Annotated in this window: 11 protein-coding genes; 2 read left to right on the forward strand and 9 right to left on the reverse strand. The window is 57.7% G+C overall.

What is annotated here, in order from left to right; all coding sequences use genetic code 11:
- Positions 1 to 29 precede the first annotated feature (29 nt).
- Positions 30 to 1697, reverse strand: coding sequence for an HDOD domain-containing protein (locus ACFQUU_RS05360; RefSeq protein WP_382243746.1), 1668 nt, complete (start codon positions 1695 to 1697; stop codon positions 30 to 32).
- A gap of 184 nt (positions 1698 to 1881) precedes the next feature.
- Complete coding sequence (locus ACFQUU_RS05365) at positions 1882 to 2769, reverse strand: LysR substrate-binding domain-containing protein (RefSeq protein ID WP_382243749.1); 888 nt, start codon at positions 2767 to 2769, stop codon at positions 1882 to 1884.
- A 126-nt stretch (positions 2770 to 2895) separates the two neighbouring features.
- On the opposite strand from ACFQUU_RS05365, the gene ACFQUU_RS05370 reads away from it, so the two are divergent.
- Positions 2896 to 3771, forward strand: coding sequence for an EamA family transporter (locus ACFQUU_RS05370; RefSeq protein ID WP_382243752.1), 876 nt, complete (start codon positions 2896 to 2898; stop codon positions 3769 to 3771).
- An 80-nt stretch (positions 3772 to 3851) separates the two neighbouring features.
- On the opposite strand, the gene ppa is transcribed toward ACFQUU_RS05370, so the two are convergent.
- From ppa to hemC, 5 genes are all read right to left on the reverse strand, one after another.
- Complete coding sequence (gene ppa, locus ACFQUU_RS05375) at positions 3852 to 4391, reverse strand: inorganic diphosphatase (protein ID WP_382243755.1); 540 nt, start codon at positions 4389 to 4391, stop codon at positions 3852 to 3854.
- 204 nt (positions 4392 to 4595) lie between these two features.
- A complete protein-coding gene (locus ACFQUU_RS05380) occupies positions 4596 to 5789 on the reverse strand; it encodes a heme biosynthesis protein HemY (RefSeq protein WP_382243758.1) in 1194 nt (397 codons plus the stop codon).
- A 2-nt stretch (positions 5790 to 5791) separates the two neighbouring features.
- Positions 5792 to 6955 carry a uroporphyrinogen-III C-methyltransferase gene (locus tag ACFQUU_RS05385; RefSeq protein WP_382243761.1) on the reverse strand — a complete coding sequence of 388 codons (1164 nt, stop codon included), beginning with the start codon at positions 6953 to 6955 and terminating at the stop codon, positions 5792 to 5794.
- On the reverse strand, positions 6952 to 7734 hold the full coding sequence (locus tag ACFQUU_RS05390; protein ID WP_382243764.1) for a uroporphyrinogen-III synthase: 783 nt from the start codon (positions 7732 to 7734) through the stop codon (positions 6952 to 6954). Before ACFQUU_RS05390 ends, ACFQUU_RS05385 begins: the two co-directional genes overlap by 4 nt.
- 95 nt (positions 7735 to 7829) lie before the next feature.
- Complete coding sequence (gene hemC, locus ACFQUU_RS05395) at positions 7830 to 8777, reverse strand: hydroxymethylbilane synthase (RefSeq protein WP_382243767.1); 948 nt, start codon at positions 8775 to 8777, stop codon at positions 7830 to 7832.
- Positions 8778 to 8893: 116 nt separating this feature from the next.
- On the opposite strand from hemC, the gene ppc reads away from it, so the two are divergent.
- Positions 8894 to 11770: a phosphoenolpyruvate carboxylase gene (gene ppc / locus ACFQUU_RS05400; RefSeq protein ID WP_382243770.1), complete on the forward strand. Its 2877-nt coding sequence runs from the start codon at positions 8894 to 8896 to the stop codon at positions 11768 to 11770.
- A gap of 211 nt (positions 11771 to 11981) precedes the next feature.
- On the opposite strand, the gene ACFQUU_RS05405 is transcribed toward ppc, so the two are convergent.
- Both ACFQUU_RS05405 and ACFQUU_RS05410 read right to left on the reverse strand, forming a co-directional pair.
- Positions 11982 to 12752 carry a LytR/AlgR family response regulator transcription factor gene (locus ACFQUU_RS05405; protein ID WP_382243773.1) on the reverse strand — a complete coding sequence of 257 codons (771 nt, stop codon included), beginning with the start codon at positions 12750 to 12752 and terminating at the stop codon, positions 11982 to 11984.
- 3 nt (positions 12753 to 12755) lie between these two features.
- A complete protein-coding gene (locus tag ACFQUU_RS05410; RefSeq protein WP_382243776.1) occupies positions 12756 to 13865 on the reverse strand; it encodes a histidine kinase in 1110 nt (369 codons plus the stop codon).
- Between the last annotated feature and the right edge of the window lie 6 nt (positions 13866 to 13871).

The raw sequence follows: 13871 nt of genomic DNA on the forward strand, positions 1-13871 counted from the left end.
ATCGGCGCGGTACCGCAGGCCAACAACAATCAACGTGGCCGCAGCGCCGTCAGAACCTGCCCTTTCAGGGTCTTGATCAACACGGTTTCGTCAGGAGGCACCCCTTCCGGAGCGGCCTGTGTGCGGTCTGCATAGAGGAAGCCCAGCGGCTTATTCTGAACCACCATTGGCAGGACGATGAAACTGCGTGCGTCAGGCAGAAGCGATCGATGCCACTCGGGCAACAAAGCGCGGATCTTTGGCACGCTGGCGTCGGAAATCATCAGGTCCGCGTCGTTCTCCATCGCCAGATGAAACAGGTCGTGCGACGCGGCGGCCGGGAATGCAAATCCGGCCTGCCTTTGCGCGAAGTTGTCGCCCATCGAAATACGCGCGCGAAATTGCTGTGTCTGGGCATCCTTGAGGCAAATCGTGGCAAAACTGAAACCCATGCTGCCGTACAGCGTTTCCAGCACAAGAAGCAGCAAATCGTTTACCTTGCAACGGCCGGACGCCATCATGTGCGTCACGTCCTGCACGCCCGCAAGCAACAGGTTGCGTGCATTCATTGGCTTCCCGCTAGCATGACGGTCACTGACGAACACCGCCCGGTCGTCATCAATCAGATCCAGCAGCAGTTCGCTGGGCAGGCCGGTATCTGCATTCGATGCGTCTGAGTCGGCACTAGCATGCTTGCTGTAATTGCCATGATTGTTGTCAGCTGTCGAAGAGGGTTCAGCCACAACATCCGAATGATCTTCCACACGCATGACCAGCTCCGCATTGCTGGCAAGAACCCGGGTTTCTTCGGCTACGCTGGCAAACAACTGGCTCAGCTTGGCCTGGTCGAGATTGAGTGCGTGCCCAAACCGGGTCAGCACGGCCTTGCCGGGCGCCTCCTGTCCCGGATCATTCATGTCGGGAATGAGACGCGCCGCCGCGGAGCTGAAGGCCGCAACCTGCTGCATCCATTCCTGCCGCCCCTTGGCAGGCTTCAGTACGCCCGCGGGCGGCGGCGCCAAGGCGAGGATGATCGTCTCGGGGATATTCCACTCGCGTAGCACAGCTTCACCCAGCAAGTCGAAACTGCAACCCAAGACTTGCATCGACGCCTGGACCGGGGTGAACTTACCGCTCTCGACCAACCGGGCAATCTCGGTATAAAGACCATGATCGTGTGATGCAACCAAAAGCCGTCCGATATTTTTGAATAGCGCTGCGATTACCGCTTCTTCTGCATCCTTGTACTGACTGCGCCGTGCCATTTCGCGACCGACGATGCTGGCACATAATGCATGGTTAAGTTCGGTGCGAACGTTCTTGCCATGCCGCGTGGACATGCCGTCGACCAGCAGCATCGCCAGCGCGCTGGTTTTCACGACGTCGAAGCCAAGCAAGAAGATTGCCTTCGATACCGTGGTGACCGGCCTGCCGGCAGCGGTGCGATAGGATACCGTATTAGCAATGCGTAAAATCTTTTGCGTCAGTGCTACGTCGGACAGGATGAAATGCGCCAGCGCCCTTACCGCTTCATCGTCTGAGGATGCCATTTGCACAACCCTGGAAACCGAACTGCCCAGCGCGGGCAAGTCCGCTTCTGCGCTGATCTTTTGCAACAGGCGGTCGCGCGCGCGGACGGCGGAATCATCGTCATTGACACCGCCTGACGATACAGGTGCAACCACAGTTCCACTTGGTGCCGTATTTTCGAAAACCACTTATAGGCTCCTGAGTATGCGTACGCTGATAGGACCTATGATGAGCCATAGCCTGCACCTTGTCGATGCGCCGCGCCGTTCAGACATGCGGATCCCTTTTCCTTTATCGGCATGAATGCAACAATATTGAGGTTAGTGTCCAAGGTTTTTATGGCTGGACAGGTACAGTAGGCATTGATCAGCACTAGTCCTTTCGCAAACCGTTTTCCACGGCATCAAGGAATAACCTTACCTTGGATGACAGGTAGCGGTTCGGCAGATAAATTCCGTACAACCACTTCTGCGGCTGCGCCTCATATCCGGGAAGGAGGCGCACCAGCCGTTTTTGGGCGAGATCACCCTCGATCATGAAATCCGGCAGCAGGGCGAGGCCCATGTCGCGTAGCGCGCATTGTCTGAGCCACTCGCTATTGCCGCAGCGGACACGAGGTGTCACCGGCACTTCGATGCTTCGACCTCCGGACGTAAACAGCCATATATCCCTCGGCGAAGTCGTGCTATCCGACAGGCAGTCGAGGGGGGCCAGGTCGGCGAGATCACGGACTTTTCGCCGTTTGAGATAGGCCGGACTGGCGACAAGATTCCAGCCTATCTTACGCAGCCTCCGTGCGTAGACGTTCATGGGGATGTCATCGACGATGCGCAGCGCAATATCAATCGACTCCTCCGCCAAGTCGAACAACTGGTTTGACAGCGTCAAATCGAGCTGAATCTGCGGATAGGCCGCAATGAAATCATGGACGATGTCGCCAAGGCTGGCATTGGCGAGGTTTGGTGGCGCCGTCACACGCAATACACCTTGCGGTGTATCGAGACGCCGCAAGACCTCCTGTTCGGCGGCGGCCACATCGGACAGTATCGCCTTGCAACGGCGATGAAAGATTTCGCCTGCCTCGGTCAGACTGATGCTTCGCGTCGTGCGATGCAAAAGGCGCGTATGCAATTCTTTTTCAAGGGCGGAGACTTGTTTGCTGACATGCGAGTTCGACACTTCCAGCCGCGCGGCAGCGAGCGAAAAGCTGCGCGTATCCGCAACGGCGGCAAAGACAACAAGGCGCTGAAGATCTAGCATATTTTCTATATGAGAATAATCCTTTTCCAGGATCCACTTTAATCATCACACGGAAATAATACAATCTTCACATCGTCCCCCTACCAACCACCACGCATAACGACCAACTGCCATCGGCTCACTGTCATGAAACCTGCGGATATCCTCCTTGCCTTGCTTGTCGTCGTAATCTGGGGCTTTAATTTCGTTGTCATCAAGGTCGGTTTGCAAGATCTGCCACCGGTATTATTCAGCGCCTTGCGTTTTGCCTGTGCTGCACTACCGATGGTTTTCTTCGTACGCAGGCCTGCCGTGCCATGGCGCCTTCTTGCGGGATATGCGATTTTCCAGTTTGCGCTACAGTTCACCTTGCTTTTTTCAGGGATGAAGCTCGGTTTTCCGCCTGGCCTGGCGTCGCTTGTGGTTCAGCTGCAGGCTTTCTTCAGCATTGGTCTTGCAGTGATGTTATTGGGTGAGCGCCCGATGAAAGCACAATTGCTTGGCGCACTCATTGCCTTCAGCGGGATGGGCCTGGTGGCCATGCATCTGCAGGCCACCACCACAATCATTGGCTTTCTGCTTGTAATCGCCGCCGCGTTTTCCTGGGGAGTGGGCAATATCTTTACCAAGCGCATGGGAAAGGTGGATGCGTTGGCCCTGGTAGTGTGGGGATCGCTTCTCGCGGCACCGCCCTTGTTCGTCGCATCCCTGCTGATCGAAGGACCGTACGCCATTGCAACGGCGTTTTCCCGATTGAACTGGCTGTCCATCGGCGCGGTGTTGTTCCAATCTTATCCGACCACGATTCTCGGCTTCGGAATCTGGTCAGTGTTGATGCGCCGGTATCCCACCGCCACCATTGCACCGTTCAGCCTGCTGGTTCCCGTTGCCGGCATGATCAGTGCGTCGCTTGTGCTAGGCGAACCCTTGCAGTGGTGGAAGATTGCAGCCGGCATGCTGGTCTTGTGCGGACTGGCGCTGAACCAGTTCGGCGGAATGCTCGTAACGAGATTTGCCAAATAAAAAGCGCACTGCAAAGTGCGCTTTTTAAAACATCAGCATGTTTACCATCGCCTCACCGAAGAGGCATCATGGCGCGCCGATTACTGGTCTTGTGACTTGCGGTAGGCTTCTACGCTGGCAAGAATTTCCTTCTTCGCTTCTTCCGGGCCATACCAGCCTTCGATCTTTACCCACTTGCCTTTTTCCAGATCCTTGTAGTGTTCGAAGAAATGCTGGATCTGCTGCAGGCGCAAATCATTGATGTCTTCCGGCTTCTGCCAGTGGGTATAGATGGGGAGAACCTTGTCCACCGGAACTGCGAGCAGCTTTGCGTCGCCACCAGCTTCGTCCGTCATTTTCAGTACGCCGATCGGGCGGCAGCGGACCACCACGCCGGGAATCAGCGGAAACGGCGTAATTACGAGGACATCGACCGGATCGCCGTCGTCGGAGATGGTTTGCGGAATGTAGCCGTAATTGCAAGGATAGTGCATGGCCGTGCCCATGAAACGGTCGACGAAAATGGCGCCGGTTTCCTTGTCTACTTCATATTTGATTGGGTCGGCATTCATCGGAATCTCGATGATTACGTTGAAATCGTCAGGAAGATTGCGTCCGGCCGGGACTTTATTCAGGCTCATGTTGCTCTCTCAAAAGGTAAAGAAAATTTCACAATGCGCGATTATAACGGCTTCGCCAAGGGCTTGTGCGGCGCAGCAGACCAAGCTCTGCGCGCAATCAATGGAGACAGCCTAGCAACCGTGGCTTACACGAGGCTGAACCCGGAAGGCGTGATCCGGGCGGTGATACCGGCACCTTGTGCAACACGTTGCACAAGATATAAATCACAGCATTGTCGCCAGTGCGCACTGTCGATAATGTGATGCCGCCTGCTCGGGCTGGTTCAATGCCTCATGCAACTGCGCGAGCTTAAGATGTGCTTGACGCACAATGCCCGAATCCGCGGCTTCATAAAGCGCTTGTTCAAGGTGACGTTGTGCCTTGCCCCACAGCTTCTGGCGCAGGCAAAGCGTACCGAGTGTGAGCGCGAGTTCGGGGTCCGTCGGGTGTTTCTGAGCCCATTCCTCGCAACGCTCGATTTGCGACAGCAATGCCGGCGAACCTTCGGCTGCCGCAGATTCGCCGTAGGCTCGTACAAGCCGGTCGTCCCACTCCACGCTCAAGGCTTTCTCGACGACCATTCTGGCATCGTCATGCAATCCTCTGGCATTAAATGCCATGGCGGCGCGCACCGCGACATAAGGCTGAACCCGGTCTTCCGTCGGAATGGCGGCCCATACACGACGAATTGATTCGGCATCATGCGCCTGCGTCGTCAACAGGTCTTCATAGGCGAGTTCGCGCAAGCGCCGGGACAAGGCAGGATGCAATGCATTACGCTTGTCCAGCAGGCGCACCAGGCGAAGCACTTCCGGCCAGTTCTTGCCGCGCTGGTTTGCCTTCAGTGCGAGTCGCAGGGCATGGATATGCCGGGTACCGCTGGAGTTGAGCTCTCTCACCGCTTCAAGCGCACTCTCCGGTTCATGCCCATCGGTCGACAGCTCGATGGTGGTCATCAGTCGTGCTGTCTTGAGGCTGGGCTCCTGTACTTTTGAAAGCCAGAAGTCGCGGCGGGCGGACTGGCTCATGCGATGTGCCGCTCTTGCCCCGATCAGAGCGGACAGGCCGGCATTCTCCGGAGATTCGCCTGCACGGGCGGCCGCCTTTTCCGCATGGCCGAAACGCCCCTCGAACAGCGCTTTGAGCGCATCGCGCAACGCACGGTTGCCTTCGCGTTCACGCTTTTCGCGGCGATATGCCGCGACCCGTTGCGGCATCTGTTGCGTGCTTCGGATGGCGTTCATGATGGCGTAGACCAGCACAAACAGCAGCACGACCAGGACGATGAACAGGTTCAGCGACAGGTCAATACGATACGGCGGATAAAAGAACACCACATTGCCAGGGTTGAAACGGGCGCCGACGGCGAGGCCGATCGCCGTGGCCAGCAGGATGACGAGCGAAATGAGCAAGCGCATCGTTATGGCTTCGCCTTGTAATTGCGCACGGCGCTCAGACTTTCATTGAGCGTGGGCATTTCGATGGAAAGATTACTTGCCTGCACCTGTCGCAACAGTGCTTGCGTGGTCTGCGTCTGCCTCGCGCGCGTATCGAAATACCGTGCGATAGCATCCTGTGCCGCGATCAGATCGCTGCGAAATGCCGATTCATTACGTGTTAAAAGCGCAAGACGTGCATTGAGCAATCGCAGCTTCAGGTTTTCACGGGCATAGTAGGCCTGCGTCGGCGACAGCAACAGGACATCAGGTGATTCGACTTCGCGCACCCGGATCAACTGCCGGATTTCCGTCCACATTTCGTTGGTCCAGCTATACCACTTGTTTTCGAGATCGGCGATCCAGTCGGAATTGTCACTTCCCTTGCCGGTCGACGTCCGCGCCTCGGCCGCCTTTTCCGCGCGGCGTGAAGTCTTTGGCTGGCTCGCCGGCAGCACCGGCTTTTCATCCGACAGCAAAGGCATGCTGTCAATCTGGCCAATGACGCTGTCAAGGCGTAGCGCAATGCCGGTCAGGTCAACTGCGGGCACGGCTTTCAAGCGTTCCAGATCTTTGGCGATGGCGCGACGGATGATGATGAATTGCGGCTTGTCCGAACGGGACAGTCGGTTATCGGCATTTTGCAGGGCAATGATGGCACCCTGGAGATTACCGGCGAGTTGCAGCTGCTGGCTGGCGGTCGAAAGGACCTGCTCGATCTCCGCCAGCGCCCAGTCGTCGCGATTGCGATTGAGCTCCTGGTAAAGTTGTTCAAGTGCCAGTTGCTGGCTTTGCGCTTCGGTTTGCTTACTTTCAAGGACATTCACCTTGGCCTGCAGCTCCTTGGTGGCGTCCTGCAAGGATTTGGCAACGACCCGCGTCTCGGCGCTGATGGATTCGCCGGTCTTCAGGCGTTGCGCAATGTCTTCCCGCAGGTTACCTAGTTCTTTCTGCGTTGCCCACCACTGTGCCAGCAACAGCACAGCCAAGGCTCCCAGGCCCCCATAAATCAGTTTGCGCTGGTTCATGGCGGCATGATCATTTTGCAAAGGCGTGGGCGGCAAGACAACGTCCGGTCCAGGAGATGCTGTATGCGGAGTTGCGGTTGCGGACTGGCCGCCATCGGAAGAGGAAGGTAATTCGTTCATGCTCGAAATTGTAACGCGGCAATGAGTTGATCGTCGCCAGAACCGGTCTCGGCGATACGATGAAATCCCAGCGAGCGTGCGGTTTCCGCGATGCGGACATGCGGCACAACGAGTCGATGCTGTTGCATTTTCGCTACGCCACGCGCGCCTTCAAGGTCTCTGACCAGGTCCAGCAGGATACGCAGCGCTTCTGAACTGGTAATAATCCACTCGGCATCGCCATGGACAAGCTCCGACAACTGCCGGCGGCGTGCATGGTCCAGCGCTGGCGCAACCCGGCGATATGCTGCGAGCTGTTCAACCTGCACGCCTTTGGCGCGTAAGGCATCGGCTAGCAATTCGCGGCCGGTTTCGCCACGAATGATCAGCACGCGCTTTCCACGTAAAGCATCGATATCCAGCGTTTCCAGCAGTGTCTGGGAGTCGGTACGAAGCCGATTGGCCGGGCTAATGACCCGAGTGGTTGCCGATGTGATGCCGTGCGCCTCAAGCGCTACCCGACTGCCCTCCCCCATCACGGCAATACTGACGCCTTCTGGCCAGGCTGTCAGGTGCCGGAAAGTCATATCAATCGCATTGGGGCTGACAAACGCCACCAGAGTGAAGGTATCGAGCGTGGTCAGACTGGACTTCAGCTTACTTTCATCTTCCAGCGGGAGAATCTCCAGCAAAGGAAAAACCAGGGTATCCCGGCCAGCCGCACGCAACCGCTCCGCAAGCGGCTGCGCTTGCGTCAGCGGGCGCGTGATCACAACCGGTGGAAGGAAGGCGTCAGTCATGGGTATTGAAAACAATCAGAAAAATGTGGCGGCTATGCGCATGTGGTCAGGCAGCTTAGCGGCTATCGGGGGCTCGTGTTACCGGATAAGGGTATTCAACCCGCATCCATTGCCCTGCATGCAGCGAGAATATCCGACGCGCCTTTGGTTTCTAGTGACGCGGCGACTTGCCGGCCCACGGATTCCGGAAGACCTGCAGCGCCGTCCACTTCGGCGTACGCAATACGTTTTCCATCCGGCGTCCCGACCATCGCCCGCAAATGTATGCTGCCATTGTTCACTGTGGCAAATGCCGCCAGCGGTATCTGGCAGCTTCCGCCGAACACCCGCGACACGGTGCGCTCGGCACTGACCGCTTGTGCGGTGGCCTCATGATTCAGCGGAGCCAGTAATTCCAGCAGGTCGTCCCGACCATTGAGAATCTCGATCGCCATGGCTCCTTGCCCGGGGGCCGGCAGGCTTTGCTCGGGTTCGATCAAGGCACGGATGCGATGCGGCAGTCCCAGTCGCTTGAGACCGGCCGCAGCAAGGATGATCGCGGCGTATTCGCCACGATCGAGCTTACCGAGCCGGGTATCGAGATTGCCGCGCAACGGACGGATCACCAGATTCGGATACCGTCCAGCGATCAGCGCCTGGCGTCGCAGGCTGCTGGTACCAACGATGGCGCCGTCGGGCAGTTCATCCAGCGAGGCGTAATCATTGGACACGAAGGCATCCCGGGGATCTTCTCGTTCCATCACGGCCGCCAGAACAAATCCTTCCGGCAATTCCATCGGCACATCCTTCAGAGAGTGAACGGCCAGATCGGCGCGGCGCTCCTCCATTGCCACTTCCAGCTCCTTGACGAACAGCCCCTTGCCGCCCACCTTGGACAGGGTGCGGTCAAGGATCTGGTCGCCTTTGGTAGTCATACCGAGAATTTCAATACTGCACTGCGGATATAATGCCGAAAGTTTTGCACGGACATGCTCTGCCTGCCACATGGCGAGGCGGCTCTCGCGCGAGGCGATCACTAACTTGGACGGAGGAGAAACTTTCACGACGGCTCTTTCAAATTCATAGGTGTGCTGGTCGCACCAGCGCGCAGATTTTATCATGCGTGCGTCAGCAATCCCCGGTCAAAAGCCGCTTTCATTCCTTCTGATAAGCATTCACCATGGCAAAACAAGCGAATACCCCGTCCGTCCCTAAAAAGCCGGCAGTCGATAAAGACGCCCCGTTGAAAGAAGATATTCGTCTTCTTGGACGGCTGCTCGGCAATGTGCTCCGTGAGCAGGAAGGCGATGCCGTGTTCCAGGTGGTCGAGACTGTTCGCCAGACGGCGGTACGCTTTCGTCGTGAATCCGACGCCCAGTCCGGGGCCGAACTCAACCGTATGTTGAAGAAACTGACACGCGACCAGACAGTATCGGTGGTGCGGGCTTTTTCGTATTTTTCACACCTTGCCAATATTGCCGAAGACCAGCATCACAACCGTCGTAGGCGCGCCCACCTGCTGGCGGGTTCGGCGCCCCAACGCGGCAGTATTGCCTGGGCACTGTCCCGCCTCGATGATGCGGGCGTATCCGGCGCAACCGTGCGCAACTTCTTCAAGGATGCGCTGGTGTCGCCGGTGCTGACGGCTCACCCCACCGAGGTACAGCGCAAAAGTATCCTTGATGCCGAACGCGAAATCGCCCGCCTGCTGGCCGAGCGCGATCATCCGCTGACACCAAAGGAACTGGCGCACAACACCCAGCTATTACATGCACGTGTGGCGACACTCTGGCAGACACGCATGCTGCGTTACTCCAAGCTGACAGTGGCCGACGAGATCGACAATGCCTTGTCGTACTACCGGATTACCTTCCTGCGTGAACTGCCTGGACTGTATGAAGACATCCAGTCCGAGCTCGCGGCACAGTTCCCGCAGCGTCAGGCCGCCGAAAAGGAATTGCCGCCCTTTGTGCAAATGGGAAGCTGGATCGGAGGCGACCGCGACGGCAACCCGAACGTCAATGCCGGCACAATGAAGCACGCGCTGGTGCGCCAGTCCACGGCGATCTTCGATTTCTATCTCGACGAGGTACATGCACTCGGCGCCGAACTGTCGATCTCGACCTTGCTCGTCGGTGTCAGCCCCGAACTCGAGGCGCTTGCGAAGACTTCACCGGATCAGTCCGATCATCGGATGGACGAGCCCTATCGGCGCGCCCTGATCGGACTATATGCACGTCTCGCGGCGACCGCGCGCAATCTAGGCGCGGCCCATGTCCTGCGCCAGGAAGTTGGCACGGCGGCACCCTACGCGACCACTGCGGAATTCACTCGAGACTTGCAGATTCTTGCCGATTCGCTCAAGTCCCATCACGGCAACGCATTGATCAAGCCGCGTCTCGCTACACTGAAACGCGCCTCCGAGATTTTCGGCTTCCATCTCGCCACGCTCGATATGCGCCAAAGTTCGGATGTGCATGAGCGCGTGCTTGCTGAATTGTTTGCGCGTGCACGGGTCGCTGACGACTACGCCGCTCTGGGCGAAGAAGACAAGATCGCACTGCTGCTCGATGAACTCGGCAAGCCGCGTCTCCTGTATTCGCCTTACCTCGCCTATTCCGACGAAACCGATTCCGAACTCACCATTCTGCGTACGGCGCGAGAAGTGCGGCAGCGCTATGGTGACCGGGCGATTCGCAACTACATCATTTCGCATACCGAGACTGTATCGGATCTGCTGGAAGTTTTGCTGCTGCAAAAGGAAACCGGTCTACTGCACATTGAATGGGACAGCACGTCGGCACAGGGTGCACATGATCAACGGGGTCTGCAGGCGCAGATGGAATTGATGGTGATCCCGCTGTTCGAAACCATTCCGGACTTGCGGTGCGCCGCCGACATCATGCAGCGCTTCATGGCGCTGCCGCAGGTACGTCACCTGATCGCCAAACAGGGTGAGCTGCAGGAAGTAATGCTCGGTTATTCGGATTCAAACAAGGATGGCGGCTTCCTGACGTCCAACTGGGAGCTGTACAAAGCGGAAACGCGCCTCATCGAGCTGTTCAATAACGCCGGCGTCAAGCTACGCCTTTTCCACGGTCGTGGCGGCACTGTCGGGCGCGGCGGCGGACCAAGCTACGAAGCAATCATTGCCCAGCCGGCAGGCACGGTAAACGGCCAGATTCGCCTGACAGAACAAGGCGAAATCATCGCGTCCAAATTTTCCAATCCCGAAATCGGCCGCCGCAACCTGGAGCTATTGGTCGCAGCCACGCTGGAAGCCAGCCTGATGCCGAATGGCACACAAGGCAAGGAAGCGCGCAAGCTGGCCGGCTTTGAACAGGTGATGGAAGAATTGTCGGAACGTGCTTACCACGCTTACCGTAACCTGGTGTACGAGACGCCCGGTTTTACCGATTACTTCTTCTCGGCCACGCCGATTGCCGAAATTGCCGAGCTCAATATCGGCTCCCGCCCGGCATCACGCAAGTCGTCGCGTCGCATTGAAGACCTGCGCGCCATTCCATGGGGTTTTTCCTGGGGACAGTGCCGACTCCTGCTGCCGGGCTGGTATGGCTTCGGCAGCGCCGTGGCATCCTGGCTGGCGGAAGATGACGACAGCAAGGAGCAGAAGCGCCGGGTAGCGCAGCTGCGCGCCATGTTCAAGGAGTGGCCATTCTTCGCCACACTGCTGTCGAATATGGACATGGTGTTATCGAAGACCGATCTCGCCGTGGCGTCGCGCTATGCAGACCTGGTAGTGGACCGCAAGCTGCGCAACAGTATCTTCAAGCGTATCGTCGACGAGCACGAGCGCACCACGGCCTGCCTGACGACAATCACCGGCGCGAAGGAGCGACTGGCAGGCAACCCCTTGCTGGCCCGGTCGATCAAGAATCGCTTCGCCTATCTTGATCCGCTCAATCACTTGCAGGTTGAACTGATCAAGCGTCACCGTGCTGCGACGGCGGATGGTCGAAAACTTGATGAGCGTGTGCGTCGCGGGATTCATTTGTCGATCAACGGTATTGCAGCAGGCCTGCGAAATACGGGTTAAATTTTTTATCTCGACCTGCCGGATGGCATCACTCAGCATGGCGCCCGGTATCAACCCATGCCCGCACCAACCCTGACGGGCCGCGACCAGACTACCCGTCCCTTCCCCCTCGTAGGGGGAAGGTTAGGATGGGGTGAGCAGGTCGAGTAACAACCGGTCTGATCCGACCGCCTTCACCTGCTCGCTATCTCACGAAAAAATCCCTGCTCCCTCACTTCACCAACGCCTTCACCACCGGCCACTGTCGTCGTGAAATCGGCAATCGCTCCTCGACATCCCTCAGGATCACCTGCCACGCTTCCTGCGCCTTGTCGTGCTCCCCTTCCCCATCGACTGACACCGTTGCCCGTTCCACTCCGATGATCGCAGCTCGCGCCACTAGTGCATTCCGATGTACCCGTACAAAGCTCGCGCCAAGCTCATCTTCAATTGAAGTCAGCGACTCTTCGATCAGGTAGTCCTGCTGCCGTGTGCGCAAGGTCACGTACTTCAATTCCGCTTTCAGGTACAGCACATCCGCCACCGGCACCAGCAGCAATCTCCCGCGCTCCTGTACGGAAAAATGGCGACGCACCGTCTGCGGGAACGACGTGGCTGGTGCCGACTGCCCCCGCAGCTCAGTCACCCTGCGCAGCGCTTCGGCAAGACGTGTCGCACGCACCGGCTTGAGCAAGTAATCCAGTGCATGCACTTCGAAAGCTTTCAGTGCATATTCGTCATAGGCGGTAACGAACACCACTGCAGGCCGAACCGGCAGCTTGGTCAGGTGCGCAGCCAATTCCAGTCCCGTCATGCCCGGCATCTGCACATCGAGCAGCACAATGTCCGGTGCCACGTCACTGATTCCGTCAAGCGCAGCCTGCGGGTCCGCAGCTTCACCAACAAGCTCATGCGGGCACTCTTCCAGGATATCCGACAGCAGCGTCTTCAGGCGTGACCGTGCCGGCGCTTCGTCATCCACAATAAACAAGCGTGGTTTCATGCCCTATCCCCTTAAATACGGAAACTGCAATCTCACGTCGAAGAAACCGTCGACAACCGTCGTTGTGATCTGTCCCTCGACGTCGTAAAGCAGCGCCAGGCGCTCGCGGATATTGTCCAGCGCCATATGGTTGCCTGCCCCGCTGACTTGCGCATGATAGGGATTAAGTATCTGGATTTCGATGCGGTCCAGCATGCGGCTCAGGCGAATCTGCACCTGGGTAGGACCAGCTGCGGGTTCGACACCGTAGTGAACGGCATTCTCCAGCAGCGGCTGTAGCAGAAGAACGGGAATCTGCGCCTTGCGCATCACCTGCTCATCAATATTGTCCATTTGCCACGACACCTGCAGCCGGTCACCAAGACGGATCTGTTCGATGGACAGATATTGTTTGCAGAGGCGAATCTCGTCATCCAGCGTTGTCATGTTGCGAGGATCGGTCATCAGCACCCGGAACAGATCGGCAAGGTCCTCCAGCGTGGTTTCCGCGCGTCGCGGTTCGGTCCGGATCAGCGAAAGTACGGCGTTCAGACTGTTGAAAAGGAAATGCGGACGGATACGTGCCTGCAACGCCTGCAGTCGTGCCTCGACCAGCGCCGGCGAAAACGCTCGCGTCCGCAATTCAAAGTAATGCTGGAATATCGCGCCAAATAAGGCGGCAAGCACAATGCTCTTAATCAGCGTCATGCGCACAAAATTGCTGATCAGCCAATCGACTGTCGTGAACAGATAGACAATGATCCCGGTGACGACGGCAGGAACGACGGCGCAGGCAAGCCGCTGTGCCCAGAGCAAGTGATGTCCATGCGGGCCTAGTCTCGGCACCGCCCGGCGCATCAGGCACATGAAGAACAGGGACCACAGGCAGGATAACTCCAGCACAATGGAGGCTTCCACGAACTCGAATAGCCCCACCCGCCAGCTGACTGCTTGCAACATCACCCAGCCAAACGCAGCGGCATTGACTCCCAGTAGTGTACGAAACACCACGCCAAGGTTGCAGCAATCAGGAATGACAATGTCGGTCGGCCTCGGGGCCGCGTGGGTTTGGGATGCATGGGCTTGAGATGCTTGAGATAACGGCATACGTTCCAGCGCTTGTTTTATAATCACGGATTC

Source organism: Herbaspirillum sp. GCM10030257, from assembly GCF_042666555.1.
Taxonomy (GTDB): Bacteria; Pseudomonadota; Gammaproteobacteria; order Burkholderiales; family Burkholderiaceae_D; genus Noviherbaspirillum.

Excerpts from the sequence above, each read along its gene's own strand:
- ACFQUU_RS05385 (WP_382243761.1), bottom strand. The coding sequence starts at position 6,955 with ATGAACGAATTACCTTCCTCTTCCGATGGCGGCCAGTCCGCAACCGCA.
- ACFQUU_RS05380 (WP_382243758.1), bottom strand. The coding sequence starts at position 5,789 with ATGCGCTTGCTCATTTCGCTCGTCATCCTGCTGGCCACGGCGATCGGC.
- ACFQUU_RS05405 (WP_382243773.1), bottom strand. The coding sequence starts at position 12,752 with ATGAAACCACGCTTGTTTATTGTGGATGACGAAGCGCCGGCACGGTCA.
- ACFQUU_RS05370 (WP_382243752.1), top strand. The coding sequence starts at position 2,896 with ATGAAACCTGCGGATATCCTCCTTGCCTTGCTTGTCGTCGTAATCTGG.
- ACFQUU_RS05390 (WP_382243764.1), bottom strand. The coding sequence starts at position 7,734 with ATGACTGACGCCTTCCTTCCACCGGTTGTGATCACGCGCCCGCTGACG.
- ACFQUU_RS05365 (WP_382243749.1), bottom strand. The coding sequence starts at position 2,769 with ATGCTAGATCTTCAGCGCCTTGTTGTCTTTGCCGCCGTTGCGGATACG.
- ppa (WP_382243755.1), bottom strand. The coding sequence starts at position 4,391 with ATGAGCCTGAATAAAGTCCCGGCCGGACGCAATCTTCCTGACGATTTC.
- ppc (WP_382243770.1), top strand. The coding sequence starts at position 8,894 with ATGGCAAAACAAGCGAATACCCCGTCCGTCCCTAAAAAGCCGGCAGTC.